General features: G+C 44.7%; 26 protein-coding genes. 20 read left to right on the top strand and 6 right to left on the bottom strand.

Annotation, left to right across the window (positions count from 1 at the left end):
* Window positions 1–261: 261 nt before the first annotated feature.
* The 7 genes from N4J56_RS06335 (at window position 262) to N4J56_RS06365 (ending at window position 7626) form a co-directional block, all read left to right on the top strand.
* Window positions 262–1302 carry an aspartate-semialdehyde dehydrogenase gene (locus tag N4J56_RS06335; protein WP_317105688.1) on the top strand — a complete coding sequence of 347 codons (1041 nt, stop codon included), beginning with the start codon at window positions 262–264 and terminating at the stop codon, window positions 1300–1302.
* A gap of 87 nt (window positions 1303–1389) precedes the next feature.
* On the top strand, window positions 1390–2274 hold the full coding sequence (gene dapA / locus N4J56_RS06340; RefSeq protein ID WP_317105689.1) for a 4-hydroxy-tetrahydrodipicolinate synthase: 885 nt from the start codon (window positions 1390–1392) through the stop codon (window positions 2272–2274).
* Window positions 2275–2461: 187 nt separating this feature from the next.
* Entirely contained in the window at window positions 2462–4231 is a 1770-nt protein-coding gene (locus tag N4J56_RS06345; RefSeq protein WP_317105690.1) for a ribonuclease J, read from the top strand.
* A 717-nt stretch (window positions 4232–4948) separates the two neighbouring features.
* On the top strand, window positions 4949–5335 hold the full coding sequence (locus N4J56_RS06350) for a Mo-dependent nitrogenase C-terminal domain-containing protein (protein WP_317105691.1): 387 nt from the start codon (window positions 4949–4951) through the stop codon (window positions 5333–5335).
* 222 nt (window positions 5336–5557) lie between these two features.
* On the top strand, window positions 5558–6526 hold the full coding sequence (locus N4J56_RS06355; protein WP_317105692.1) for a hypothetical protein: 969 nt from the start codon (window positions 5558–5560) through the stop codon (window positions 6524–6526).
* A 185-nt stretch (window positions 6527–6711) separates the two neighbouring features.
* Window positions 6712–6891, top strand: coding sequence for a 50S ribosomal protein L32 (rpmF, locus tag N4J56_RS06360; RefSeq protein ID WP_317105693.1), 180 nt, complete (start codon window positions 6712–6714; stop codon window positions 6889–6891).
* Between the two features lie 135 nt (window positions 6892–7026).
* Window positions 7027–7626 (top strand): sulfite oxidase-like oxidoreductase, encoded by a 600-nt coding sequence (locus tag N4J56_RS06365; protein WP_317105694.1) that lies wholly within the window; start codon window positions 7027–7029, stop codon window positions 7624–7626.
* 88 nt (window positions 7627–7714) lie between these two features.
* On the opposite strand, the gene N4J56_RS06370 is transcribed toward N4J56_RS06365, so the two are convergent.
* Entirely contained in the window at window positions 7715–8086 is a 372-nt protein-coding gene (locus N4J56_RS06370; protein WP_039715816.1) for a DUF6335 family protein, read from the bottom strand.
* Between the two features lie 259 nt (window positions 8087–8345).
* Here N4J56_RS06370 and N4J56_RS06375 point away from each other — a divergent pair, with 259 nt between their 5' ends.
* The 12 genes from N4J56_RS06375 (at window position 8346) to N4J56_RS06430 (ending at window position 20467) form a co-directional block, all read left to right on the top strand.
* The gene (locus tag N4J56_RS06375; RefSeq protein ID WP_317105695.1) at window positions 8346–8753 is read left to right on the top strand and encodes a DUF2267 domain-containing protein; all 408 of its coding nucleotides are present in this window, start codon (window positions 8346–8348) and stop codon (window positions 8751–8753) included.
* Window positions 8754–8805: 52 nt separating this feature from the next.
* Window positions 8806–9900, top strand: a complete 1095-nt coding sequence (locus tag N4J56_RS06380) for a DJ-1/PfpI/YhbO family deglycase/protease (protein ID WP_317105696.1) — start codon at window positions 8806–8808, stop codon at window positions 9898–9900.
* A gap of 96 nt (window positions 9901–9996) precedes the next feature.
* The gene (locus N4J56_RS06385; protein WP_317105697.1) at window positions 9997–10677 is read left to right on the top strand and encodes an SRPBCC family protein; all 681 of its coding nucleotides are present in this window, start codon (window positions 9997–9999) and stop codon (window positions 10675–10677) included.
* 48 nt (window positions 10678–10725) lie between these two features.
* Entirely contained in the window at window positions 10726–11895 is a 1170-nt protein-coding gene (locus tag N4J56_RS06390) for a zinc-dependent alcohol dehydrogenase (protein ID WP_317105698.1), read from the top strand.
* A gap of 81 nt (window positions 11896–11976) precedes the next feature.
* Window positions 11977–12318 (top strand): hypothetical protein, encoded by a 342-nt coding sequence (locus N4J56_RS06395; protein ID WP_317105699.1) that lies wholly within the window; start codon window positions 11977–11979, stop codon window positions 12316–12318.
* 154 nt (window positions 12319–12472) lie between these two features.
* Window positions 12473–13642 carry a zinc-dependent alcohol dehydrogenase gene (locus N4J56_RS06400; protein WP_317105700.1) on the top strand — a complete coding sequence of 390 codons (1170 nt, stop codon included), beginning with the start codon at window positions 12473–12475 and terminating at the stop codon, window positions 13640–13642.
* Window positions 13643–13724: 82 nt separating this feature from the next.
* Complete coding sequence (locus N4J56_RS06405) at window positions 13725–14894, top strand: L-dopachrome tautomerase-related protein (protein ID WP_317105701.1); 1170 nt, start codon at window positions 13725–13727, stop codon at window positions 14892–14894.
* A 77-nt stretch (window positions 14895–14971) separates the two neighbouring features.
* On the top strand, window positions 14972–16150 hold the full coding sequence (locus N4J56_RS06410; RefSeq protein ID WP_317105702.1) for a Gfo/Idh/MocA family oxidoreductase: 1179 nt from the start codon (window positions 14972–14974) through the stop codon (window positions 16148–16150).
* Window positions 16151–16291: 141 nt separating this feature from the next.
* A complete protein-coding gene (locus N4J56_RS06415; RefSeq protein WP_410500438.1) occupies window positions 16292–16630 on the top strand; it encodes a cupin domain-containing protein in 339 nt (112 codons plus the stop codon).
* A gap of 484 nt (window positions 16631–17114) precedes the next feature.
* Window positions 17115–18086, top strand: coding sequence for a manganese catalase family protein (locus N4J56_RS06420; RefSeq protein WP_317105704.1), 972 nt, complete (start codon window positions 17115–17117; stop codon window positions 18084–18086).
* Window positions 18087–18368: 282 nt separating this feature from the next.
* Window positions 18369–19652 (top strand): glycosyltransferase, encoded by a 1284-nt coding sequence (locus N4J56_RS06425; protein WP_317105705.1) that lies wholly within the window; start codon window positions 18369–18371, stop codon window positions 19650–19652.
* A 53-nt stretch (window positions 19653–19705) separates the two neighbouring features.
* On the top strand, window positions 19706–20467 hold the full coding sequence (locus N4J56_RS06430; RefSeq protein ID WP_317105706.1) for a phytanoyl-CoA dioxygenase family protein: 762 nt from the start codon (window positions 19706–19708) through the stop codon (window positions 20465–20467).
* Window positions 20468–20513: 46 nt separating this feature from the next.
* On the opposite strand, the gene N4J56_RS06435 is transcribed toward N4J56_RS06430, so the two are convergent.
* The 5 genes from N4J56_RS06435 to N4J56_RS06455 form a co-directional block, all read right to left on the bottom strand.
* Window positions 20514–21257: a calcium-binding protein gene (locus tag N4J56_RS06435; protein ID WP_410500439.1), complete on the bottom strand. Its 744-nt coding sequence runs from the start codon at window positions 21255–21257 to the stop codon at window positions 20514–20516.
* Window positions 21203–21361, bottom strand: coding sequence for a hypothetical protein (locus N4J56_RS06440; RefSeq protein ID WP_317105708.1), 159 nt, complete (start codon window positions 21359–21361; stop codon window positions 21203–21205). The genes N4J56_RS06435 and N4J56_RS06440 overlap by 55 nt, the downstream gene beginning before the upstream one ends.
* Window positions 21358–21696: a hypothetical protein gene (locus N4J56_RS06445; RefSeq protein WP_317105709.1), complete on the bottom strand. Its 339-nt coding sequence runs from the start codon at window positions 21694–21696 to the stop codon at window positions 21358–21360. Before N4J56_RS06445 ends, N4J56_RS06440 begins: the two co-directional genes overlap by 4 nt.
* 904 nt (window positions 21697–22600) lie before the next feature.
* A complete protein-coding gene (locus N4J56_RS06450; protein WP_317105710.1) occupies window positions 22601–23389 on the bottom strand; it encodes a TIGR01548 family HAD-type hydrolase in 789 nt (262 codons plus the stop codon).
* A gap of 270 nt (window positions 23390–23659) precedes the next feature.
* Window positions 23660–24796, bottom strand: coding sequence for an IS4 family transposase (locus tag N4J56_RS06455; RefSeq protein WP_410500401.1), 1137 nt, complete (start codon window positions 24794–24796; stop codon window positions 23660–23662).
* A gap of 274 nt (window positions 24797–25070) precedes the next feature.
* On the opposite strand from N4J56_RS06455, the gene N4J56_RS06460 reads away from it, so the two are divergent.
* A complete protein-coding gene (locus tag N4J56_RS06460) occupies window positions 25071–25370 on the top strand; it encodes a 30S ribosomal protein PSRP-3 (RefSeq protein ID WP_015153844.1) in 300 nt (99 codons plus the stop codon).
* Window positions 25371–25402 lie beyond the last annotated feature (32 nt).

Here is a 25402-nt window from a genome sequence, read left to right on the forward strand (position 1 = left end):
AACTGAATTGTTAAAATTACTTAAGTAGGGAGATAGAAAACGGCAGGCAAGAGGCAGAATAGTGAATCCTTAAATCTATAGATAGACTTTTTATCTTTTTCGTTCTAACAACACAATTATTAAGTTCATCATCATTGAATCCCGAAGGCTAATGGGTCGCGATCGCCAAGGCTAATTTGAATTTTTTAAAACTTTAAAGTATAACCTCAAACTTTTAAGAAAACTCGTTTCAGTTTATTGCAATATTAGGAGGCAGAAATTTTGAGCAAATCCTATTCAGTTGCCATCTTGGGGGCAACGGGAGCTGTTGGGACGGAATTACTAAGTTTACTAGAAGAACGCCACTTTCCTGTCGCCCAAATGCGGCTACTCGCATCGCCTCGTAGCGCTGGTACAACCATGACATTTGCGGGAGAAAATATCCCGGTAGAGCCAGCGAGCGATCGCTCCTTCGATAACATAGATATTGTCCTAGCTTCGGCTGGTGGTTCTACCTCTAAGGCATATGCTACCAAAGCCGTAGCAGCAGGAGCTGTTTTTATCGACAATTCCAGCGCCTTTCGGATGCACCCAGACGTTCCCCTCGTCGTCCCAGAAGTGAATCCCCAAGCAGCAGCTACCCACAAAGGGATTATTGCCAATCCTAACTGCACCACCATTTTGATGAACGTTGCCGTTTATCCCCTCCATCAAGTCAGCCCGGTAAAACGGATTGTTGCCGCGACCTATCAATCCGCCAGTGGTGCTGGTGCTAGGGCAATGGAAGAAGTCAAAGCTCAAGCTCAAGCGATTTTAGCAGGCAACACCCCAATAACAGAGATCTTTCCCTACCCTCTGGCGTTTAATCTCTTCCCCCACAACACCCCGTTAAACGATCGAGGGTACTGTGAGGAAGAAATGAAAATGGTGAACGAAACTCGCAAGATTTTTGCCGAACCCCAGTTGCAAATTACAGCAACCTGCGTGCGGGTTCCCGTACTCAGAGCGCATTCGGAAGCAATTAATCTAGAATTTGAGCAGTCTTTAAGCGTCGCCGAAGCAAAGGAAATTTTGTCACAAGCTCCTGGCGTGCGTGTAGTCGAAGACTTCGCTGCTAACTATTTCCCCATGCCCATCGATGCCTCCGGTCGCGATGAAGTCCTTGTAGGTCGCATTCGCCAGGATATTTCTCATCCCCGGGGCTTAGAACTATGGCTGTGTGGCGACCAAATCCGTAAAGGTGCAGCTTTGAATGCCGTGCAAATTGCAGAATTATTAGTAGCCAAAAACCTACTTCAACCCTCCGAAGTAGCAGCAGTGTAGGCAGATTGAGTGCAAGCAGATTTTTACAGTTATTACAGCTGAGCGCTTCGGCATTCTCTGCCGACAGCTAAAAATTAGGAGTCAAGCGTGGTAGATTTTGGCAGAGTCGTGACCGCAATGGTCACGCCATTTCAAGCAGACGGGAGCGTAAATTATGCAGTTGCGGAGCAACTAGCGGCGCATCTAGTGGCACAAGGAAGCGATGCCCTAGTTGTCTGTGGCACAACTGGAGAGTCTCCCACTTTGAGTTGGGACGAAGAGTACCAGCTATTCCAAGTCGTAATTAAAGCTGTTGCAGGTAAGGCTCTAGTCATTGCGGGAACGGGTTCTAATTCTACTCAAGAAGCGATCGCGGCTACCCAAAAAGCGGCTAAAATAGGAGTACATGGTTCTTTACAAGTCGTCCCCTACTACAATAAGCCCCCGCAAGCAGGGTTGTTTAAACATTTCCAGGCGATCGCGCAAGCATGTCCCGATCTGCCAATGGTGTTATATAACATTCCCGGTCGCACGGGTCAAAATCTCTTGCCGCAAACAGTGGCTTGGTTGTCAGCAATAGATAACATTGTCGGAATTAAAGAAGCGACGGGTAGCCTCGACCAAGCTAGTGAAATTAGTCGCATGACACCGCCAGAATTTAAAATCTACTCTGGTGATGATTCCCTCACATTACCTTTACTGGCGATCGGTGGTTATGGTGTCATTAGCGTGGCAAGTCATTTAGTTGGCAAGCAGCTACAACAAATGATTCAAGCCTTTGCCGCAGGACAAGTTCAAACGGCAACTCAAATTCACCTCCAACTACTCCCTCTATTCAAAAGTCTGTTTCTGTCAACAAATCCCATTCCCGTAAAAGCAGCCCTCAGACTTCAAGGCTGGGATGTAGGTTCAACTCGTCTACCGTTAGAAGACGACCAAAATGGATTAGCACAGAAACTCAAGCCAGTACTAGCAGAGTTAAACCTGATATAGGTATAGAGCTTTCAGACAACTGAATAATTCGTGCAAGATACTTCCAAGTCGTTATCGCGATCGCTCGGATTGAAAATAACTGCCCCTAATGACAACTCTTATCTATCGCAAAACCACCTGACTTTGTTTTATCTAACTCAAACAACAAACGTGAATCTAAAAAAACAACTGTAAATTAAGGATACAAATGAGTAACAACGGAACGACAGCCGCCGTCAAAATTATTCCCCTTGGCGGTTTACACGAAATTGGCAAAAACACTTGCGTTTTTGAATACAACGATGAAATTTTTCTCCTCGATGCAGGGTTGGCATTTCCTACAGATGAAATGCATGGCGTAAACATCGTTCTACCAGATGTTACGTACTTACGCGAAAATCGGCATAAGATTAAGGGCATGATCGTCACCCACGGTCATGAAGATCATATTGGTGGCATTGCCTTTCATTTAAAGCAATTTGATATTCCGGTAATTTACGGTCCCCGCTTGGCAATGGCAATGCTAGAGGGGAAACTAGAAGAAGCAGGAGTCCGCGATCGCACGGAGTTAAGATCGGTACGTCCCCGCGAACTCGTCCGTATTGGTTCCTCTTTTATTGTTGAATTTATCCGCAACACCCACTCAATCGCTGATAGCTTCACCGTCGCCATTCACACCCCCCTCGGCGTAATTATCCACACGGGGGATTTTAAATTCGACCATACTCCAGTTGATGGCGAACATTACGACATCCAACGGCTGGCGGAACATGGAGAAAAAGGCGTATTGTGCCTAATCAGTGATTCTACTAATTCCGAAGTCCCAGGGCATACCCCTTCAGAACGATCGGTCTATCCCAACTTAGACCGTATTTTTATGCAAGCTAGGGGCAGAGTCCTCGTCACCACCTTTGCTTCCTCCGTACACCGGATCAACATGATTCTGGAATTAGCGCAAAAACACAATCGTGTCGTCTCAGTCGTCGGGCGATCGATGTTAAACGTCATTGCTCACGCTCGAAATCTAGGCTACATCAAATGTCCAGATAACCTGTTGCAGCCGCTACACGCCATTCGCCAACTTCCCGATGAAAATGTTTTGATTCTAACTACTGGTTCTCAAGGCGAACCGATGTCAGCCATGACAAGAATTTCTCGCGGCGCACATCCCCATCTCAAAATCCGCGAGGGAGATACGGTTGTATTTTCAGCGAACCCGATCCCAGGTAATACGATCGCCGTAGTCAACACGATCGATCGCTTGATGATGCAGGGTGCTAAAGTTGTCTACGGTCGGGAACAGGGCATTCACGTTTCTGGACATGGTTGCCAAGAAGACCAAAAATTAATGATTGCCTTAACTCGTCCCAAGTTTTTCTTACCCGTGCATGGCGAACATCGGATGCTAGTGAAGCACTCTCAAACAGCACAAAGCATGGGAATTCCGGCTGAGAATATGGTCATCATCCAAAATGGTGACGTAGTAGGACTATCAACAGAGGAAATTAAGGTAGTCGGGAAAGTGCCAGCGGGGATCGAACTGGTAGATACCTCTGGTTCTGGTATTGTCAGCGGTAAAGTCTTGCAAGAACGCCAGCAAATGGCAGCAGATGGCATTGTTACTATTGCCGTCGCGATCGATTGGAATGGGAAGTTAATGACCAAGCCAGACATTCACCTGCGGGGCGTAGTCACCACGATCAACCGCGATTTGTTGCAAAAGTGGGTACAAGAACAGATCGAGCAAATATTAAGCGATCGCTGGACGGATTTTGCTCGATCCTTTGACGGACAAGAAGTTGATATTGATTGGGCGGGATTGCAGGTACAGCTAGAAAAAGATTTACAACGGGCAATTCGACGCGAGTTACAATGTCAGCCCACTGTCACCCTACTCATGCCTATTCCCGAAGAACCTGTCAAGGCAGCTGACGGTAGAAGACGGCGACGCACTACTGCTGCACCAGTCGCCTCATGAACAGCGACCAGCAACCAGTAACCGATTGTCAGTGACAGATAGAGTTTCTATCTAAATGGCTCAATACGTAAAATCCCTCCAAATTCTCCTTTAAAAGGCAGTTCTGGGGGGATTTTATGCCGTCAGCGCTCGGCGTAGAGATCTGACATGTCACGTCTCTATAGAGTGCCTTAACGACCAACAACCATCAATTATAAAGAAAATCTAACGAAATTAGCTTGACAAATCGTCAAACATCGGTAAATATACGGAAGCTGCTTTTAACTATTTCTTTATTATTTTAAAAATTTCCGTATTGTTGCTCATACATCACGCAGGAATTTTAGGCAGAATCAAAGCGATTCCTATTAGAGAGGTAGAACAAAAATTGTGTTTGAAACTACAAAGAATAAATTTGTATTTTTGAATACGAAATTGATGTAGATGTGATTCGTGCATCGCTTGAATGTTTGTTCTACATGCACTTCCAGTCAAATTCGCTAAACTTCACTAAAGTTTTATATAGGTCAAATTTCAGAAAAATCTCTCTAGTAACCTACCAGTTCTGCCAAATCGTTAGTTAACGTGGGGTAGTAATAAATAGGTTCCTGAATTGAGAGAAAATCCTTCAAAAATTTTTAATTGATTTAGGAAACATTATTCCGGTAAAGATCGTTGAGACATTGTATGTGTTCTATAGCAAGCTCAAGTTGCTTCATACAGTACGAGGAGTGAATCATGAATGCTTCCCCATATACATCCCAAGACATTGCCCTAGCCAGTTGGATCTGGATCGACCAAACTCAACAGTCTCCAGAAATACCCATTATTGCAGCTAGTCCGTTACAGCAACCCAAACAGCGCAAATTAGACTTGTTGTTACCTCTGCGCCGCTGGCTGGATAGCGTTGAAGTCCGCAATCCTCAGTTAGCACATCGCTTATGTCAACTTATTCCTTCCCAGTGTCCGTTTGAACGGGATGTCGTTCTATTCGGTCGCAAGCTGTTCCACATTCCACCAATGTGCAAGCTCAACCCGCTATACGAAGAAGTCGTAGGCTTGCGTTTCCGTGCCCTGTGCTACCTAGCCGACGAATGTGGCGAAGACGTAACCCCTTACTGTTAACTGATAACTGTTAACAGTTATCAGTAAAGAAAGTGAGCAGGGAGCAACTATCAAGTCACAAGTCGCTCTTTCGCCAGTCGCCATAAAATTCACGCACCACGACTGATGTGACGATCGCTTGACATGGAGTTATACTGAGGCTGAGCTGCAACAACCTACAAAGAAGGAGATCGCGGCTATCGGCGCTCAATATAATTACCAAATTATAAGTGTTAAGCGACTATGGGGAGATACTTCTTTCACCAATGGGTAGATCTAGCAGCCAAAGCGACTAAAATTGCTGTTGTTTCATTCAGTTCCCTGGGGCTAGCAAGCAGTTTCTGGCTGGTAGTAGAGCATCAAGTCCCACAAATTGCCCGCACCCAAACAGTCAATGCTGACGTGACACTCGACCGTCGCCCCGACGAAACCTACGAAGCATTACGCAGTCGGGCTATAACAGCAGCTAGAACAGCAGCAACACAGAATTTAGCAACCAATCGACAAGCTACAGATATTACCGTTACGGTAGTTATCCGCGATCGCGGGCAAATTGCACCCATACTCTCGCTGACAGCAAATCGCACTGAAGGAATTGACCCCGATCCCCGGCAAGGAATTAAATATTTTGACCAAGCGCGATCGCTACTTCGATTTGACGATAATGACGTAGCAACAAACGATGCCAATAGCGCTCCTCGAAGATCGTTTCCGAATCCGACTCCCTCCTCATCAAGAACGCCAACTAACTCGAATTCTAACAACACAAGAGGTAGTGGACAAGGAACGTTTTCCCAACCAGGACGCTTGATTCCACCTACATCGGAACAGCCTGCTAACACCACTCCCTTTACTCAGCCAGGTACGACAAACTCAACCAATACACCTGACGGTCAAACACAACCAGGTACGGGCTTAGTCCCTCAATCGTTACCAGTCACACCCCCCAATTCTACAACCCCCAATTCATCATCAGACACGCCGACAAACCAACCAACCACATTTCCTGCTTCATCACCAGATACATCAACCAGTCCGTCAACAACTCCTGCTTCATCTTCTGACACGGGTTTAACTCCAGCAGCGCCTGCTATTCCCTCGGGACTCACACCCAGTCAACCCCTGACTCCATCAACCTCACCCCTACCAGGAACGAGTTCTACTCCCACGACTTTGCCTTCTGGAAGCACTACGCCGACAACACAGCCTTGAGGTCAGTTATCAGGGAGCAGGGAGCAGAGGGGAAGAGGGGCAGAGGGAGCAATTACAAGTTACAAGTCTCTCACAAGAGCGCAAGAGCGCAAGAGCGCCTTTTACCCACTACCAATTATCCATTACCACTCAATAAATATTTGGCTTACAATGGAAAGGTTGTGAAAAATTAAGTCTGTGTCGTCATGGCTGTTCCAAAGAAGAAAACGTCTAAGTCTAAAAGAGATAAGCGCCGAGCCACTTGGAGAGGAAAAGCTGCGCTAGAAGCACAAAAAGCCCTGTCTTTAGGTAAGTCGATTCTCAGCGGACGCTCTAAGTTTGTCTATCCTAATCCTGAAGAAGAGGAAGAAGATACGGAATCATAGGTTGTGGTGCGCTTAGGCATCTATCGCTCGTGGATCTGCCTAGAAGTGTTGTAAGAGATCGGTGAGTTGCGCTAAAGATCTAAGTAAAGGTTTTTTAACCTTCTAACGCAACAATAACCTATACGTCTACACCGCATGGTAGGAAAATTTTTTCAGAAACCAGGAGCAGAACAAAGCGATCGCGTCCCTCCTGGTCAATACTTAACCAAGGGGTTTCCCGTACTAACCTATGGTGATACTCCTCGGGTTGATCAAGAACAATGGCAATTTAAGGTTTGGGGTCTGGCACAACCAAAGACTCTGACTTGGCAAGATTTTATGGCGCTATCGCAGCATGATTTTACTGCGGATTTTCATTGCGTCACTCGCTGGTCTAAATTGGATGTCAAATGGACTGGCGTGAAAGTAACAGACTTCATGCAACTGATTGAAGTAGATCCTAAAGCTGCTTATGTCATGGAACATTGCTATGGCGGCTACACGACAAATATCCCTTTAGAAGACTTTCTGCGGGAAGAAAACTTTTTTGCCCATACTGTATTCGACGAACCTCTTCCTGCCGAACACGGTGGACCAATGCGGTTAGTCGTACCTCACCTTTATGCTTGGAAAAGCGCCAAGTGGATCAATGGTCTAGAGTTTTTAGAACGAGAAGAATTAGGATTCTGGGAACGGAACGGCTATCACCGTCGAGGCGAACCTTGGGCAGAGGAACGCTACAGCGGCGGATTTTAAGCTCGCGCCCCTTAACCCCCCCTTGACAAGGGGGGGTGATTTCAAATCAGTTTTTTCGGTTGGTTGTAGAGTATAGTAGGCGATCGCTTCAATCGCGGCGTTCTTGATAGTCGTCAGAAGACTTGGGATCTAATTCCCAACGGCGATCGTCTCGGTCTTCTAAAATGTCTTGAGTGCGTAAAAAACTGCGATCGTCCATTTCCAGACCGACGGCTGCTTCAATCTCTTCAGTTATATCCTGGTCGGGAGTAGCGACAGTACCACCTACAGCCTCATCTCCTTCGTCTGCTGCTGTTTCCCAAGCCGCATCTATGTCTCCACCCGTGAGTTCTGGGCTAGCACTTGTGTATTCTCCTGCTTCTCTACCAGCGTTCGTCCTTGGGTCATCGTGAACGCCAGTACCAAAAGATTCGGTAATTTCTTCCGGTAGTTCTTGTTCTCTATTTTTGCGATCGCTCATAACTTAGTGAGTAGTGAGTCGTGAGTGGTTAGTGACTGGTGGCTAGACTCTTTGTTTTGGTCTAGTCAATAGTCACTCCTCACTGATAACTGATAACTGACATCAAGATATCGCTTCACGGCAGATTGCACCTATTCCTAGAGTTATATCCCTGTGGATAAATGTAATCCATACCCTTTGGAGGAAGAGGATTTGGGGTACGGCTGCATAGGCTTGGTACTGGAGCAAAGAAGTTTTACTGAGTTTGAGGACATACAGAGTGAAGTACGACGAGTTCATCAAACACGTTCAGACAGTGGCACAGATGGATTCCCGTGAAGATGCACAACGGGCGACACAAGCAACTTTAGAAACTATCAGAGAAAGAATTGTTGGTAATGAAGCCAAAGATTTAGCTTCGCAATTACCGCAGCAATTGGGTGAATATTTGCATGGAAGAGAGGGTGAAGACGGTCAGCCTTTCTCAATGGAAGAATTTTTACAGCGCGTCAGTGACAAAGAGCAAGTAGAACCAACAGTCGCAGCTAACCACGTCCGCGCTGTCTTTGCAGTGTTGCAGAATGCAGTAACACCTGGAGAATTTACCGATTTCAAAGCAAATTTTTCTGAGGATTATATCGACTTATTTGCTACCGGATCGAATCTAGGAGCGTCTGCTGCTTCGTAGCGATAGCTGTTTTCGACTCTCAATAAAACTGACAAAGTAGGAGGGATATTTTATGACACAAGCTAACGGTAATTTTGGTAAAAAAAGAGTTGCCATTCTGATTGAGAATGGTGTGGAAGATGCAGAATTCAAAATTCCTTATGAAGCTTTGAAAATGGCGGGAATTGAAACTGTAGTTCTCGGTTCTCGGACAAACGAAACATATAAAGGTAAGCAAGGTAAGGTCTCGCAATCGGCTGACGGCACGACAACTGAAGCAATGGCATCAGAGTTCGATGCCGTGATTATTCCTGGTGGGATGGCTCCTGACAAAATGCGTGTCAACCCCAACACCGTGCGCTTTGTCCAAGAAGCAATGCAGCAAGGGAAATTAGTCGCTGCTGTTTGTCACGGTCCCCAAGTTTTAATTGAAGGCGATTTGCTGAAAGGCAAGCAAGCTACAGGATTTATTGCCGTGCGCAAGGACATGATCAATGCGGGTGCAAATTATGTTGATGAGCCACTGGTAATTGATGGTAATTTAATCACTTCCCGTCAGCCTGGAGACTTAGCAATCTTCACCACAGCTATCCTCAACCGTCTAGGTTACGGTGGCAAAGAAGCTGCTTTACCAGATGTAGGAGATAGAAACGCCGAATGGTGGAAACTAGCTGATGCTTGGGGTGGTTCTACCAAAGGAGAAATTGTCAAAGGTTTAAATACTGCTTTAGCTGGTGAAAAGTACGCTCAAGAGGCGTTTGGGCAGTATATAGAGAAAGCATCTGACCCTCAATTTAAAGCATTGTTGCTAGAGATTGTTGCTAATAAGCAGCAACACATCGAGCGGTTAGAAGCACGACTGTCAGCGTTAGGCGAGAAACCATCACTTACGGCAAATGTGGCTGACAAATATGCCAAAGTGAAGACTGCGTTACAAGGTAGCGACGATCGCGATTTGATGCGGCGGGCTTTGGGAGATATTCAAACAGGTGTGGTAGATGCGCACAATCTGTTTGTTCAATTTACAGATCCCGTATCAACAGCCTTATTTAAGCAGATCGAGCAAGATGGAGCGTTGTACGAACGTCATATGGCAGAACTCTATCGCTCGCGTGTAGGAACGACACAGCCTGGGAAGCCGACGACTGGGGCGGCGGTAACTATGTAGGAAACCCCCCAACCCCCCTAAAAAAGGGGGGGTAAGAACCCCCTGCAATTCCCACTTTTAAGGGGGAGAGCTATTCAGACAAGGGAGACAGAGAAGGTGGCTTCGACAGTAGAGAATCAGCAAGGACAGGGAGATAGTAACGAAATCGGGCGCTGGGCATCACTGATTGGTGGTGGCGCAATGGTACTGATGGGGTTACAACAGCGATCGCTACGGGGTGCTTTGTTGGCGATCGCAGGTGGTGGACTGGCATATAAAGCAGCAACGGAAAAGGGCGATATGCAACAAGCATTGGGTTTAAACCAAGCAATTAAGGTAGAAAAGACGGTAACGATTAATCAGCCTGCTGATGAGTTGTATCGTTACTGGCATGACTTTGAAAAGTTGCCGACTTTTATGAAACACCTTAAGTCGGTACAGGTGCAGGACAACAAGCGATCGCATTGGGTAGCAAATGCACCTCTAGGTGCGAGCGTTGAATGGGATGCAGAGATTATTGAAGACCGCGAAAACGAATTTATTTCCTGGACTTCGGTAGAAGGGGCAGATGTAGACAATTCTGGTTTTGTCAGATTTAAGCCAGCACCAGGAAATCGCGGTACAGAAGTAAAAGTAGTGATTGAATACGCGCCACCAGGCGGAGTTGTAGCATCGGCGATCGCCAAACTCTTTGGTGAGGAACCGGAACAACAAATTGGTGACGACCTGCGCCGCTTCAAAATGCTCATGGAAGCAGGTGAAATTGCTACTACTGAGGGACAACCAAAAGGCGGTTAATAGTTGATAGTTAACCATCAACCAACAATCAACAACTAAAAGTTAAGTATGAAAGCAGTTTGCTGGCACGGCGCAAATGATGTGCGGGTGGAAACCGTACCCGATCCGAAAATTCTCAATCCTCGCGATGTCATTTTAAAGATCACCTCTACTGCAATTTGTGGTTCTGACTTGCACATTTACGGCGGCTACATTCCCACCGTGCAACCAGGTGATATTATCGGTCACGAATTTATGGGGGAAGTGGTCGAAGTTGGTAAAGGTATCAACAACTTGAAAGTAGGCGATCGCGTCGTCGTTCCTTCTACAATCGGTTGTGGTGGTTGCTATTATTGCCAGCACGATATGTGGTCGCTGTGCGATAACTCTAACCCTAACGGTTGGGTTGAAGAGAAGTTATTCGGCAACATCACCTCAGCGATTTACGGATACTCCCATGCTTTCGGTGGATATGCTGGGGCGCAAGCAGAGTACGTGCGCGTCCCATTTGCCGACGTAGATGTGGTCAAAGTTCCCCAAGACATACCAGACGAAAAGTTACTGTTTATCTCTGATGCGATCCCGACAGGTTACATGGGGGCTGAGTTATGCGACATTCAGCCTGGAGATACAGTAGCAGTGTGGGGCTGTGGTGCAGTCGGGCAATTTGCTATGATTAGCGCCTACATGATGGGTGCAGAAAAAGTGATCGCGATCGATCGCTTCCCCGAACGCTTGGAATTAGCAAAAAATTTCGCTAAAGCAGAAGTCATTAACTACGAAGAAGTAGATGCAGGCGAAGCTTTGAGAGAAATGACGGGGGGTATGGGTCCCGACGCTTGTATTGATGCTGTAGGCTTGGAAGCGCACGGAGTTGGCTTTGAAGACTTTTACGACCAGACTAAGCAGAAATTAAAGCTAGAAACCGACCGTCCGCATGTTTTGCGACAAATGATTCTATCTTGTCGTAAAGGTGGAACTCTTTCAATTATGGGTGTCTACGGTGGCTTTGTAGATAAAATGCCTTTTGGTGCAGCTTTCAATAAAGCTTTAACTTTCAGAATGGGACAAATGCACGGACAAAAATATATGCATTTGTTGCTCAAGATGATTCTAGAAGAGAAATTCGATCCCTCCCGCGTGGTCACGCATCAATTACCCCTGGAACAAGCAGCCCACGGTTACGACATTTTCCAACAAAAGAAAGACAACTGTATCAAAGTTGTACTGAAACCATAATTAGTCATTTGTCATTTGTCATTCGTTAACTAGTTACGGTCAAGCGAATGTAAGTAATACAACAATAAACAGAGAGGATTTATGAGCAAGTTAATTTCTTTATTACGTCGCGTAACGGTTGTTTTTCTGGTAGGACTGACTATCTTTGTACTGCAAGGATATAACAGTAACTTATCTGCTAAAGCTGAAACAGTAACACCTGAAGCTAGGGCATATCAAGCAAAGCAGCCTGGAACTGAACTGAATCAAGGAAATCCGATTGAGAAGGCTAAGGAAAACCTCAAAGAAACTGCTGAAAATGTTCGAGAAAAACTCAATTTAGATGAGCCACTCGATCCTGGTACGAAAGAAGTTTTGAATTCTGCTCAAAAAAACTTAGAAAAAACAGTTAAACCTGTAACTGGAAAAGAGCGTAATCCTTAGCAATTAGGTTAGTTAAAAGTCACAAAGTTCGCCAGATAAATGACTTCTGAAGTTGGAAAATCAGAAGTCAGAAAGCTTTCACCAACGACAAATAACGAATGACGAATGACTGATGACTGATGACAAATAAAAATCTACTCAATACTTACTAATTATGAAAGCAGTTTGCTGGCACGGGGAAAAGAATGTCAAGGTAGATACAGTCCCCGATCCTAAAATTGCAAATCCCCGCGATGCAATTGTCAAAATTACGTCAACAGCAATCTGCGGTTCGGATTTGCACCTTTATAATGGCTTTATCCCCACTATGGAGAAAGGGGATATCCTCGGTCACGAATTTATGGGAGAAGTGGTTGAGGTTGGGAGTGCGGTTAAGAATGTAAAAGTAGGCGATCGCGTTGTCGTTCCGTTTACAATTTCTTGCGGTAACTGCTTTTTCTGCAATCGCGATCTGTGGTCGTTGTGCGATAACTCTAATCCCAACGGTTGGATGGCAGAGAAGCTGATGGGACATTCACCAGCTGGTCTATTTGGCTACTCTCATATCTTCGGGGGTTATGCTGGTGGACAAGCGGAGTATGCGCGAGTCCCGTTTGCTGATGTCGGATTGTTCAAAATTCCCGATGGGCTGACAGACGAGCAAGTATTATTCTTAACCGATATCTTTCCCACTGGCTACATGGCAGCAGAGAATTGTCATATTAAGCCTGGTAATATTGTTGCTGTCTGGGGTTGCGGTCCGGTAGGACAGTTCGCGATTAAGAGTGCGTATATGCTGGGGGCGGAAAAAGTCATTGCGATCGATCGCATCCCCGAACGCTTGCAAATGGCTAAGGAACAGGGCAAAGCCGACGTACTTAATTACGAAGAAGTGGATGTCGGGGAAGCGTTAAAAGAAATGACTGGCGGGCGCGGTCCCGATGCGGTAATCGATGCCGTAGGATTAGAGGCGCACGGTACTGATTTTATGAACTTGTTCGATAAAGCAAAACAAGTCGTGCGGTTGGAAACAGATCGACCTACAGCCTTACGTAATGCGATCGTTGCTTGCGGGAAAGCAGGTCATGTCTCGATCGCAGGGGCGTATGGTGGTTTCCTCGATAAAATCCCAATGGGTGCGGCAATGAACAAAGCATTGACATTCAAAATGGGACAAACCCACGTCCATCGGTACTTAAAACCACTACTAGAACACATTCAAAACGGCGATATCGATCCGACGTTCATCATCACTCATACTCTTCCCTTAGAACAAGCACCCCACGGCTACGATATCTTCAAGCATAAAAAAGATAATTGTATCAAAGTTGTGTTGAAGCCTTGAAATTGGTAATAGGTAATTGGTAATGGGTAATTGGTAGTTGCGACTTGCCAATTACCAACCAGTAACTACCAAAGAAAAAACTATGTTTGGGCACAGCTTGCGACAAAAATTCTTCTGTCTGCTTTTATCGTGTTTATTGTTTCTTGCTTTTGTTCCTCCGGGTTATGCCTTACCGCAGGAAAAGACTGTGGGCAGGATTGAATCGGTAGCCTCGTTTAACGGTGCTATGCCGACCGGAGTAACAGTGTCTCAAAGGGGGAGAATTTTTGTTAACTTCCCTCGCTGGGGAGACAAAGTAGATTATACGGTAGCGGAGATAGTTAGGGGTAAAGCCGTAGCTTATCCCAACGCCAAATTCAATCGCCCTCAAAAAGACCAATCGAAGTCACTCGTTTCTGTCCAAAGTGTAGTTGTCGATCCTTTAGACCGTTTGTGGATCTTGGATACTGGCAGCATTCAGTTTGCACCTACTGCTTATGGGGGACCGAAATTAATCGGGATAAATCTGAAACAAAATCGAATTTTTAAGACTATCTTGTTTCCCCAAGATGTAGCGCTACCGACTACCTATTTGAACGATATCCGCTTCGATTTACGGCGCGGTAAAGCAGGGATGGCTTTTATTACCGATTCTTCCGGTAACGGTGCTAATGCCATTATCGTCGTCGATTTAGATTCTGGTAAAAGTTGGCGGCGGCTGAACGACCATCCTTCTACAAAAGCAGAACCGAATTTTCTCCCAGTAGTGGAGGGACAACCGTTGATGAACCGCCCGCCAGACAAGCCACCCAGCCCGATTACAATTGGTGCGGATGGAATCGCAATTAGTGCCGATGGGAAACAGTTGTTTTACTGTACTTTAGCTGGAAGAAGGCTATATAGTGTCAGCGTCGATGCTTTAGTCGATGAGAAAGTCAGTGACAAAGAAGTAGCAGCGACTGTAAAAGATGTGGGCGATAAAGGCGGTGCATCTGATGGTTTAGAGTCAGATGCTCAAAATCGAGTTTATCTGACCAACTACGAGCATAATGCAATTTTGCGGCGATCGCCTGATGGGATGTATGAAACTGTAGTTCACGATCCTCGCGTTTTATGGGCTGATACGCTGTCTGTCGCCAATGACGGCTATCTCTATTTCATTGCCAATCAACTTCACCGTCAGCCCCAGTTCCATCAGAAGAAAGATTTGCGAGAAAAACCCTACAGTCTGTTTCGTACCCGCATTAATGCGAAACCAGTGCTGTTGCGATAACCGATTCTTGTAGAGACGTTACATGTGTAGAGACGTTACATGTAACGTCTCTACTAACAATTTCAAGACAAAAATATATGTTGAATACAGTCAAAAATTTACTCACTCGTAGGCAAATAATTGGTTCTGGGATTGGAATTTTGGGTGTAGGAATGGCGGAGATGGTAACGCGAAATTCACCTGCGATCGCCCAACCTGCTTATAAACCAGCTAAAGAACCACCAATACCCGACGAAAAGAAACTCGGTTGGGCTGTTGTCGGGTTGGGTAAATTTGCTACGCAACAAATTATTCCCTCATTTTCGCAGTGCAAGCAGTCAAAATTAGTGGCGCTGGTGAGTGGCAATCGCGCTAAAGCTGAAAATTATACGCGGCAATATAATGTTAATCCTAAAAATATCTATAATTACGAAAATTACGATTCCATTCGGAATAATCCAGAAGTAGACATTATCTATATAGTTCTACCCAACGGGTTACACGCTGAATATACTATCCGTGGCGCACAAGCAGGAAAGCATATTTTATGTGAAAAGCCGATGGCAAATACGGTAGAAGAGTGTCAGGCAATGATTGCTGCTTGCAATCAAGCAAACCGCAAATTGATGATAGCTTACCGCGCCCAATACGAACCTTTCAACTTAGAGGCGATCGCGATCGCGCAGAAAAAACAACTCGGTCAACTAAAGGCGATCGTCGCCGACCACGGGCGCAACCTCGACCCCAAAGACCCAGCAGATGTCTGGCGGATGAATAAGAAACTGGCTGGTGGTGGTTCGCTATTTGATATTGGCATCTACAGCTTACAAGCGGCGCGTTACATTACAGGTGAAGAACCTACAGAAGTCTGTGCTATGACCTACAGCACTCCCAACGATCCTCGCTTCAAGGAAGTGGAGGAGAACGTTAACTTCATTTTGCGTTTCCCCAGCGGCGTGCTAGCCAACTGTACTTCTAGTTATGGCTACTCCAGTACTAAACGCTTTCAAGTGTTTGGGAGTAATGGTACGCTCGAACTCGACCCTGCTACAGATTACTATCAGCATCAATTAACTGTAAAACGGGAGAAGGTACAAGAAGAACGCCAGATTCAGGAACAAAATCAATTTGCTCTAGAGATGGATCATCTTTCTGAATCGGTCATGCAGAATCAGCAACCGAAAACTCCTGGTGAAGAAGGCTTACAGGATGTGAAATTGATGTTAGCAATTTACGAAGCAGCACGGACAGGTCGCACGATATCAGTTGACAGTTAACAGTTAACAGCGACCCCTTCTCACGCATTACGTACCACGCACCACGCACCACTCTCTTAAGGATGATGCGCTAAAGCAGAAATCGAGATGGGATGGAAAAAAGCAGGCAGTGCAATCGCAAATTCTATGGGAGATGAAAATATGAGCGATACCAGTGTTAAAAAGGTAGATTCTAGTAGTTCCCCTCGTGGTAAGCAGGGACAGAAGTATTTAGCTTCCGGTAAATCTCTTTCTATGCGTTTGTGGGAAAACGAACAACCAGCAGAAGCTAAATCTCCCACAACAAGAGACTATGAAACCGTTGGCTATGTAATTAACGGTAAGGCAGAGTTACATCTTGAAGGTCAAATGGTATTACTAGAACCTGGAGATTCTTGGGTTGTACCTAAAGGTGCATCTCATACTTATAAAATTTTGGAACCTTTTACTGCTGTCGAAGCTACTAGTCCTCCGTCACAGGTTCACGGAAGAGATGAATAAGATCTGTGAGTGAGAAATAAAGCTTTCAGCCGCTATCAAATAGTAGCGGCTGCATTATTTAATAGAGCGTATCTTACAGTAGTTTTAGTTTATTTTCTTGAGTTCGCTGCCGTAAATTCTATTCGGTCAAAAGATTGCTGTAAGGGCAAATGAAATTTAACAACATCTTTAAATTATAGCAATCTTACTTAATATGTAAAATTTAAATTTAGAGTGGACAGCAGCCACCCTGCAAGGAAATTTTGCTTGATTAAAAATTTCTAATTTTCAGAAAAGAATATAGCAGCCACATCTAAATAATAATACCTATCTCTTTCAGTTGAATTTTGTCATTCTGTCTGTAGGTTGAGGAAAAAAAAGTGAGTCAGTAGTTACCTAGATAGGGTAATGCAACAAAATTCTAACAACAAAATTTCGCCAGCCAAAATATAGATCGCACTACAACCGATCGCGTCGATCAGTAAAATTTTTTCAGGAGATTTTCATGTTTTATCACAAGAAGCAGCTACAATACTTCACTCCACCAACAAAACCCGATGCTGCCTATGCAAAAAAGCTTCAAGAACTAATTGGCGGTTCTTTTGGTGAAATGACCGTGATGATGCAGTACCTATTCCAAGGCTGGAACTGCCGAGGACCCGCTAAGTACCGCGATATGCTGTTGGACATTGGAACTGAGGAAATCGGTCACGTTGAAATGCTAGCAACGATGGTTGCTCATTTGTTGGATAAAGCACCAGTCAATATGCAAGAAGATGGGGCAAAAGATCCAGTCGTTGGCGCGGTTATGGGTGGAGTTCGCCCGCGAGACGTGATTATGGCAGCAGCAATGAATCCTCAACACGCCACTGTTTCGGGTGGGGGGGCAATGCCAGCGGATAGTGTAGGTTTTCCTTGGAACGGACGCTTTATTGTTGCTAGTGGCAACTTGTTGGCAGACTTCCGCTCTAATCTTCACGCCGAATCTCAGGGTCTTTTACAGGCTGTACGGTTGTACGAAATGACAGACGACCCAGGTGTAAGAGATATGCTCAGTTTCAATATTGCCCGCGACACCATGCATCAAAACCAGTGGTTAGCGGCAATTGAAGATCTGAAAAGCGAAGGATTTGAGGAAACAGTTGTTCCCAAGATCGCGTATGAATATGGGAAGAAAGAGAACGCTTATCAGTTCTGGAATCACTCGGAGGGAGAAGAAAGCGCCCAAGGTCGTTGGGCGAAAGGTGCTTCAATCGACGGGAAAGGTCAGTTTGAGTATGTAGCAAATCCGCAGCCAATAGGACCAGAACCAAATCTTCCTCAACCCGATCCAAAACTTCACGGTACGATGAAATCACCTCAAGCTCAACAGATGCAGGAGGGTAGTGTTGTATCTAAGGCAGTCCAGGGTGTAGCTGATGCAGTTGAAGGTACGGCTAATACCATTAATAAAATTACTGGTGGAGACGGACAGTAAGCTAGTGCGAGATCGCAGGGGGGAACAATGCTCGTGGCATTTTCTCGACTGTATAGCTGCTAATCAAAACAAATTAACATTGCAGAGACGCGAAATTTCGCGTCTCTTGCTATTTGAGGCATGAATTAGCCTAAGTGAATCGGCTGCTGTTAAAAAATTGTCACAATTGAAGTAATAAGACTGTTGTGGGTTGGAGTTAAATACAAGGGGAGTTGTTGGTGATGCGATCGCATTGCTTAATAACTCAGCCAAAGCTATATAACTTAATCTACGCAGTAGCTTATGACTCATTTTGGCATCCTCTGCCCCGCAGAAACCGGACATCTCAATACAGTGTTACCTTTGGGCTGCGAACTGCAATCGCGGGGTCATGAGGTAAGTTGGATTGGAATACTTGACGGTCAACCTAAAGTATTGTCGGCTGGGTTGAATTTTTTAGCGATCGCTGAGTCTGATTGTCCTCAGGGAACGATGGCACGATTATTTGCCGATTTAGGGAAACTGAAAGGATTGACAGCACTGCGTCAGACTGGAAATGTACTAAAGCAATCGGCGAATTGGCTACTACGAGATGCCCCAGGAGTCATTAAAAAAGCTGGTGTAGAAGCATTAATAATTGACCAAGTGACCGCATCGCCAGGAGGGACTTTAGCGCAATTTCTCGATCTTCCCTATGTGAACGTGTGTAGTGCTTTAGTACTGAACTACGAAGACAGCATTCCCCCATGTTTCAGCACCTGGAGATATAATCCCACAGGATGGGCGCGTTTGCGCAATCGTGCAGGTTATGTTGTGATGAGCCGCGTCACACAGCCGATTCGGCAAGTAGTAAGCGAGTACCGCCAGCAGTGGCAGTTACCGCCTTACTCTAAATCTGACGAACTATACTCAAAACTAGCAATTATTAGCCAGCAACCTGCTCAGTTAGAATATTCCCGTAGTAATCTACCACCTTGGTTTCACTTTACCGGACCTTATCACAGTTCGAGTGGCAGAAAACCTGTTGATTTTCCATTTGAAAAGTTAACCGGACAACCGCTGATTTATGCTTCAATGGGAACTTTACAAAATCGCTTGCAGTATGTATTCCGCTACATAGCAGAAGCTTGTCACGGATTGGACGCTCAATTAGTAATTTCTCTAGGGGATTCTGCCGAGCCAGAGTCTTTACTGAATTTACCTGGAAATCCTTTAGTTGTTAAATATGCACCTCAGTTAGATTTGTTGCAAAAAGCGAGTTTAACAATTACTCATGCAGGGTTAAATACAACTCTAGAATCTTTAAGTAATGGCGTACCACTAGTAGCAATTCCAATTACAAACGACCAACCAGGAGTAGCAGCGCGTATAGCTTGGACTGGGGTAGGGGAATTTGTACCATTGTCTCGCTTGAGCGTGCCTAATTTAAGAGCAGCAGTCCAAAAAGTCTTGACAGAAAATTCTTACAAACAAAATGCAATAAAATTGCAACAGGCAATTCAAAGATCTGGTGGCGTGACTCGTGCTGCCGATATTGTCGAACAAGCTATATCTACAGGGAAACCCGTTCTTGCTCATGTTAGTTAAAGCATAGAACTTCCCATTTAACCAAATTACAATGCGATCGGGAGAAATTTGACATGACAATTGCAAGTCTGGTAGACGAAATTATAAACGGTAAAGGTTATGTTGTGATTCCCGATCTTTTGAGTACGGCAGAAGCAGAATTAGCTCGTTCAACCGTCCTTAAGTTAGCAGAAGAAGAGAGAGAACGGGGGCAGATATTAAGTGAAGGGCAGCGAGAACGAGTGTATGGGTTAGTTTACAAAGGTGAAATCTTTGAGTTAATGGTACAACACCCAATAGCAATTGAGATTGTCGAAGCTATTGTGGGTGCAGACATGACACTTGGTGGTTTTTCTGCTCATATCCTTCATCCCGGCGCAACAAACATGGGTGTCCATGTAGATTATCCCTATTGGGCGATGCAGCCACCTTTCCCTATTTATCCAGCGCTAGAAGTACAAGCAATTTGGATGGTTGAAGACTTTACAGAGGAAAACGGTGCGCCAGTTTTTGCCCCTGGTAGTCAGAAGTTGGGTAACTTACCTAACTTCGAGCATTTTTCTAAAACAGCTGAAAAAATAACTGGAAAGGCTGGTTCGCTGGTTTTGTCTCACGGTCTTTGCTGGCACGATACCTCTGTTAACTCAACTCAAAAGCCCAGGGTATCAATTCTTGGCAATTATGCACCCAAGTTCGTGCGTCCGCTAGAAGATCCGTTGCACGGCTTGCAACAGGAGGTTGTAGACCGTGCAACGCCTAAACTGAAGCAACTACTGGGATACGAATTTAGATCGGCACTTTTCAAAGATATCCAAAGACTGCGCGCGCAAAAGTGAGATTTTCTAAGTTTGCACCAACTCAAGATTCGTGATTGACTCGCGTTTAACCAAGCACGATGTTGCTATTGGTAATTGCAGGCGCACCCGTGAGTGTTGCTAGTAGCACTGCGGCGGTGCTACCAGTACCATCAATATCGAAGAACAATGCGCCATTCGTGCTGTTATAGATGAAGCGATCGCTAGCATCAGTTGCCCCTGTGCCAATTGTAAACTGCTCTACTGCAAGGATAGATCCACCAGGTGTATCCTCAGTGCCAGCAATTAACCCACCGCCAAAACCACTGGCAGAGATCGCAATTAAATCGCGAGACTCGCTGTCTCCGCTAGCAACAAAGTTTCTAATGGTATCGCCTCCTTCAGCAAGATTATTAAAGACAAAGTAATCTTGTCCGTTACTATCATCAGCACTACTACCAATCAGAGTATCGCGACCGTTACCGCCTTCCATCCAGGCACTAAAATCGGTACGCAGGATATCATCACCTTCACCGCCATATAGATAGCTGAAATCACCACTGAGCGAGTCATTACCTACACCGCCATATATATCGCTTTCATTTCCATCTAGTCTATCGTTACCATTCTCACCATAAATGACAGAGGAAGTGCCACCATTTATAGTGTCATTACCATTACCGCCGTGCATTATAGCGAAATCACCGTCTAGAACGTCATTACCATCGCCGCCATCCATATATGTACGCCGATCTGGTTCAAAGTTTGCAGTATTAGTCAGAGTATCGTTGCCAGCTTCACCAAAAAGGCGATCGCCATCGCTTCCGGTGATGGTGTCATTGCCAGCCCACCCTTGAGAATATTGTCGCCAGCATTCCCTTTCATAATATTGTTGAGACTGTTACCCGTACCGTTAATCGATTCATTTCCTGTCAAGGTAAGGTGTTTAACCAGTCTCCTAGCGTATAACTAACAGAAGATCTGACCGTATCTTCACCACCACCCTCATACTCTCTAATAATGTCGGTGGTGCTATCTACAATGTAGGTGTCATCTCCTTTACCACCAACTAAAGTATCAATCCCTGCACCGCCATCTAAGGTGTCTCTGCCAGTACCGCCATATAGTTCGTCGTTACCACCTTTACCAAATAACGTGTCATTACCAGATGGGCTATTTTCATTACCATCTTTTGCCCAGCCAAAAATTTTGTCGCTACTATCAGTACCATTAATTGTTTCAGAGTTGGTCGTACCATAGATAGTTGCCATTTCAGTTACTCCTAACTTTTCACTTATATTTACAAGCCAATATCTCTACTTTTACTGTTACGTTAAAAGCAGCTATTCGCATTACCTTCCAATGCCAAACATCAAAAATTTGTCAAGGTTATACAATTTTAGGTTTATACTACTTGACTTAATTCTATGACGTTACCCATCTAGAAAATAATACTTATTTCGTCATTTTGTTGAATTTCTGCCTATTTAGAACTAGGCAAAAGTAATAAGTATGACTACTTAAATCGGTTCTTGCCGTTAGTATCTGTATTTGGATTTTTAAGTGTAATTTTCAGCAAAATTTCTCAATTAGAGATGAATGTTAGGTAAATCCTTCGATAATTGCCATACGCAAACTCCTTGCACCAGGTTCGATAAATTCTTGCTAGCTTTACTACTTCAAATCTGCTTGCTACCTCTATCCACAGACAACAGACAAACTTGCTCTATCTCATCTCAGCTACCCTGACTAATCTAAACTACCCTAAAATTTTTCTCCCGTCTTGAGAAATTTTACGACAGGATTGGTAAAAATAATCACCAGGAACTTGTCCAGTTGTTTCTGGCTCAACTCGTTTTAATATCATCCTTCCTTAAGTTACTTACACTCTTCTGAATTAGGAGCTTACGCAGATGTAAGTAGCAAGATAGTTTTTACTTGATGATTTGCGTATACTTATACTCAATACTTTTTAATAGTATTCTTGTATTTGATTTATATTGCATTATGTATTATCATTTTATCTGAAAACTTTTCCAGCTTTTTGAGTGAAATTGAGTCGTGAAACTCAATATTTGTTAACTACAATTATGCAGCATTTGTGCAGACTTGGTGCAGAATAAATTTGTCATATTAACGTGTTATGTTAACTTGCAATTAAAAATAAGCAAATTGCTATATTAGTAGCTGAATTTGTGCTGGTGTGAGTTCTTCAACATTGCCAAAAACGATCGCCGCACCCGCAGATTTGAGAGTTTCCGTATAATTGTGGCAGCGATCGCTTGTAGCTTGGACGTGAGGAGGTAAGATACCGACTCCAATCCATTGACGTTGAGGTTGAAGTGCTGCGGCTTTGATGACGGTATACATATCCGCTACCGTGTCCCCTGCATACAAAACTGGGGTTGTTGCTGGTAGCTGATGCTGGACTTCTAACTGATGCACGACAGCTAGCAATCCTGTCGGATCGGGTTTACCTGGTGCATCTTCCATGGCAATTAAGGCTGGAGATACTACACCAAGACGTTCTAAGACGTATTTCGCTTCGTCGCGAGTCGCACCACTGAAAAAACCCCAAGGAATACCAGCCGCACTCAATTGTTCGAGATATGTAGGTTGCACTAGCAGCGTTTCATCGCAGATATAACCCGTCCAGTTTTGCGGGTCTGTACCTTGATAAAGAGATTGAAAATAGGCGACTAGAGTAGGATAGTCTAGATCGAGCTGCGATTGCCCCTTTCCCCGGGTCTCAAAGTAGCGATAAACTAACTCCTGGGATGCTTCCCAATCGTTATTCCAAATTCCTTCCGACTTCAAGCGGTCAATATCAGCCTGGGTAGGACGATAAGCACCTACCGTAAAATACTCTACAGTATCCGCGATCGCCCGCCGATAGGAAGCGCTCACGTCGCGCACGACACCATCAATATCAAAAACTGCGATCACCCTAGTTTGCTGAGTCAAGTTATTGTCTCCCAAGTAGAAAAAGTTAAAAGTCAAAATGTTGGATTTTGGTTGAATTTAGCTTTTTGGTTGTCTATGCTGCAATACGATTCATTTAAGGCTACGCTGTGCTGAGGATAAAGAAAATAGGAGGATTGGTTCGGGAGGGGGTGGCTCGATGTCTTGGCTTTTTTGAGCGAAACTTGGATACAGGTTTTTTTACAACTCTGGGATTGGTACGAGAAACTCGTTCAGGTAACAGAGTGTCTAAAATCTCTACAGTTAACCAACTTAAAAAAAGGGGAGTTCTTGTGATTGCAAGCGTTGAAATTTCGGGATAGCACGACGAATAACTCGCAATGTCCCAGTGAAACTCAGACGCAAAGGAGTGATACCCGCGCTCTTTGCAGCTTGAAACATCAATAACCGCACAGCCCAGTGTCCTAACAACCACCCGTAAACTTCCTGCACAACTTCACGCGGTTTTTGAGAGCGAATATGAGTTTTTCGTCCTGATAAATGTACTTTGAGTTCATCAATAGTATTTTCTACTTCCCAGCGTTGATGATATTCAATCGCCAGTAGTTGAGCCGGAAATTTCTCCAATTCCAATAAGCTGGTAATTAAGCGATATCTTAGTTGTTCCTCTGGGTTGTCGGTATTACCAATTGTGTATTCAATCACTCGGACTTGTATGGGCTGGCAAGCTTTTGAGCGGAATTTAGCAGGTGGATAAATCCAACTCAGATAAGAACCATCCGCCAGTGGTTCTTCGCACAAAAACTTGACATTTGCGGGAATTCTTCCTAAATAATCGCTACCAGTTGTGACAGTTGCTTGCACCATTGCATAAGAATGTAACCCTCTGTCCCACATCAACAACATCCCTGAACTCACGGAGCGTAATAATCTTAATGCCCGCACTCGTTCTCCTATTCGATATGGACACATCAATGCATCAAAGATTAAATGTGTTCCTGCTTCTACCAAAATGACTAATCGCAGTTTGGGAAATGCGGCTTGTGTGCCAGGACGGCTGCTCGGACGACCAAAAACTCTCGCATTTTCATCGCTGTCTGGCAGATCGAAGCAAGTCCGATCAATTACCACAATTCGCAATCCATTGAGAAATGCTCCTTTGGTATCGGTGCTAGCCATTGGTCGCACCAGTTGATGGAACAATTGACTCATCACCCTTGGACTTAATCGTTGTCGGGCTTGCGTTATTGCTGATTTACAAAAAACTCGCCAGTATTTCCCCACTTTCACCCATGCTTCGCTCAGCCCATCAATTAAGTTTTTCAGCACATCTCTCATCGAATCTCGTGACCACAGACTCATCGCAATTACCAAACAAATTACCAATTGTGCTGGTAACGAGCGTTTACGTTGTTCACAAACTTTAGTTTTAGCGATCGCTTGCTCGATCTCCGTGGATGGGATGGCTGCCTCTATCGCTTTGAACACATCACTACTTTGTATCGTAGGAGACAACAATGAGAAATCCTTCAGATGCACTACACTCACTTTCCATTCTTGGGAACAATGCTTAATTTACAACACTTTGAGCCTTAACTGAACCGTAGTGGTCTATGCTGCGCTAGTTGAATCTAGAAATAATTTATTTTTTATAGATATTAGGGTATAGTAGTAGATTGCACGTATTTGTAGTTTTGCCGAATCGGAACGAGCGGAGGTTGGATTGACAAAGTTTATCTTAAAAGTTTTGTGGTTAGAAGAAAACGTTGCTTTAGCAGTCGATCAGGTCGTGGGCAAAGGCACAAGCCCCTTAACTAAATACTTTTTCTGGCCTCGCAATGATGCTTGGGAGGAGTTGAAAAAGGAATTAGAGTCAAAAAGCTGGATCACGGAGCAAGAGCGCGTGGAGTTACTCAATAAATCCACGGAAGTAATCAACTACTGGCAAGAGGAAGGCAGGCGGCGACCGCTAGGCGAAGCTCAGTCAAAATTTCCTGAAGTTACTTTTACAGGTAGCGCTTAAAGATAACTTGCGGTGTAACATTTCTAAAAGCG

It is taken from the genome of Chroococcidiopsis sp. SAG 2025 (assembly GCF_032860985.1).
Lineage (GTDB): Bacteria > Cyanobacteriota > Cyanobacteriia > Cyanobacteriales > Chroococcidiopsidaceae > Chroococcidiopsis.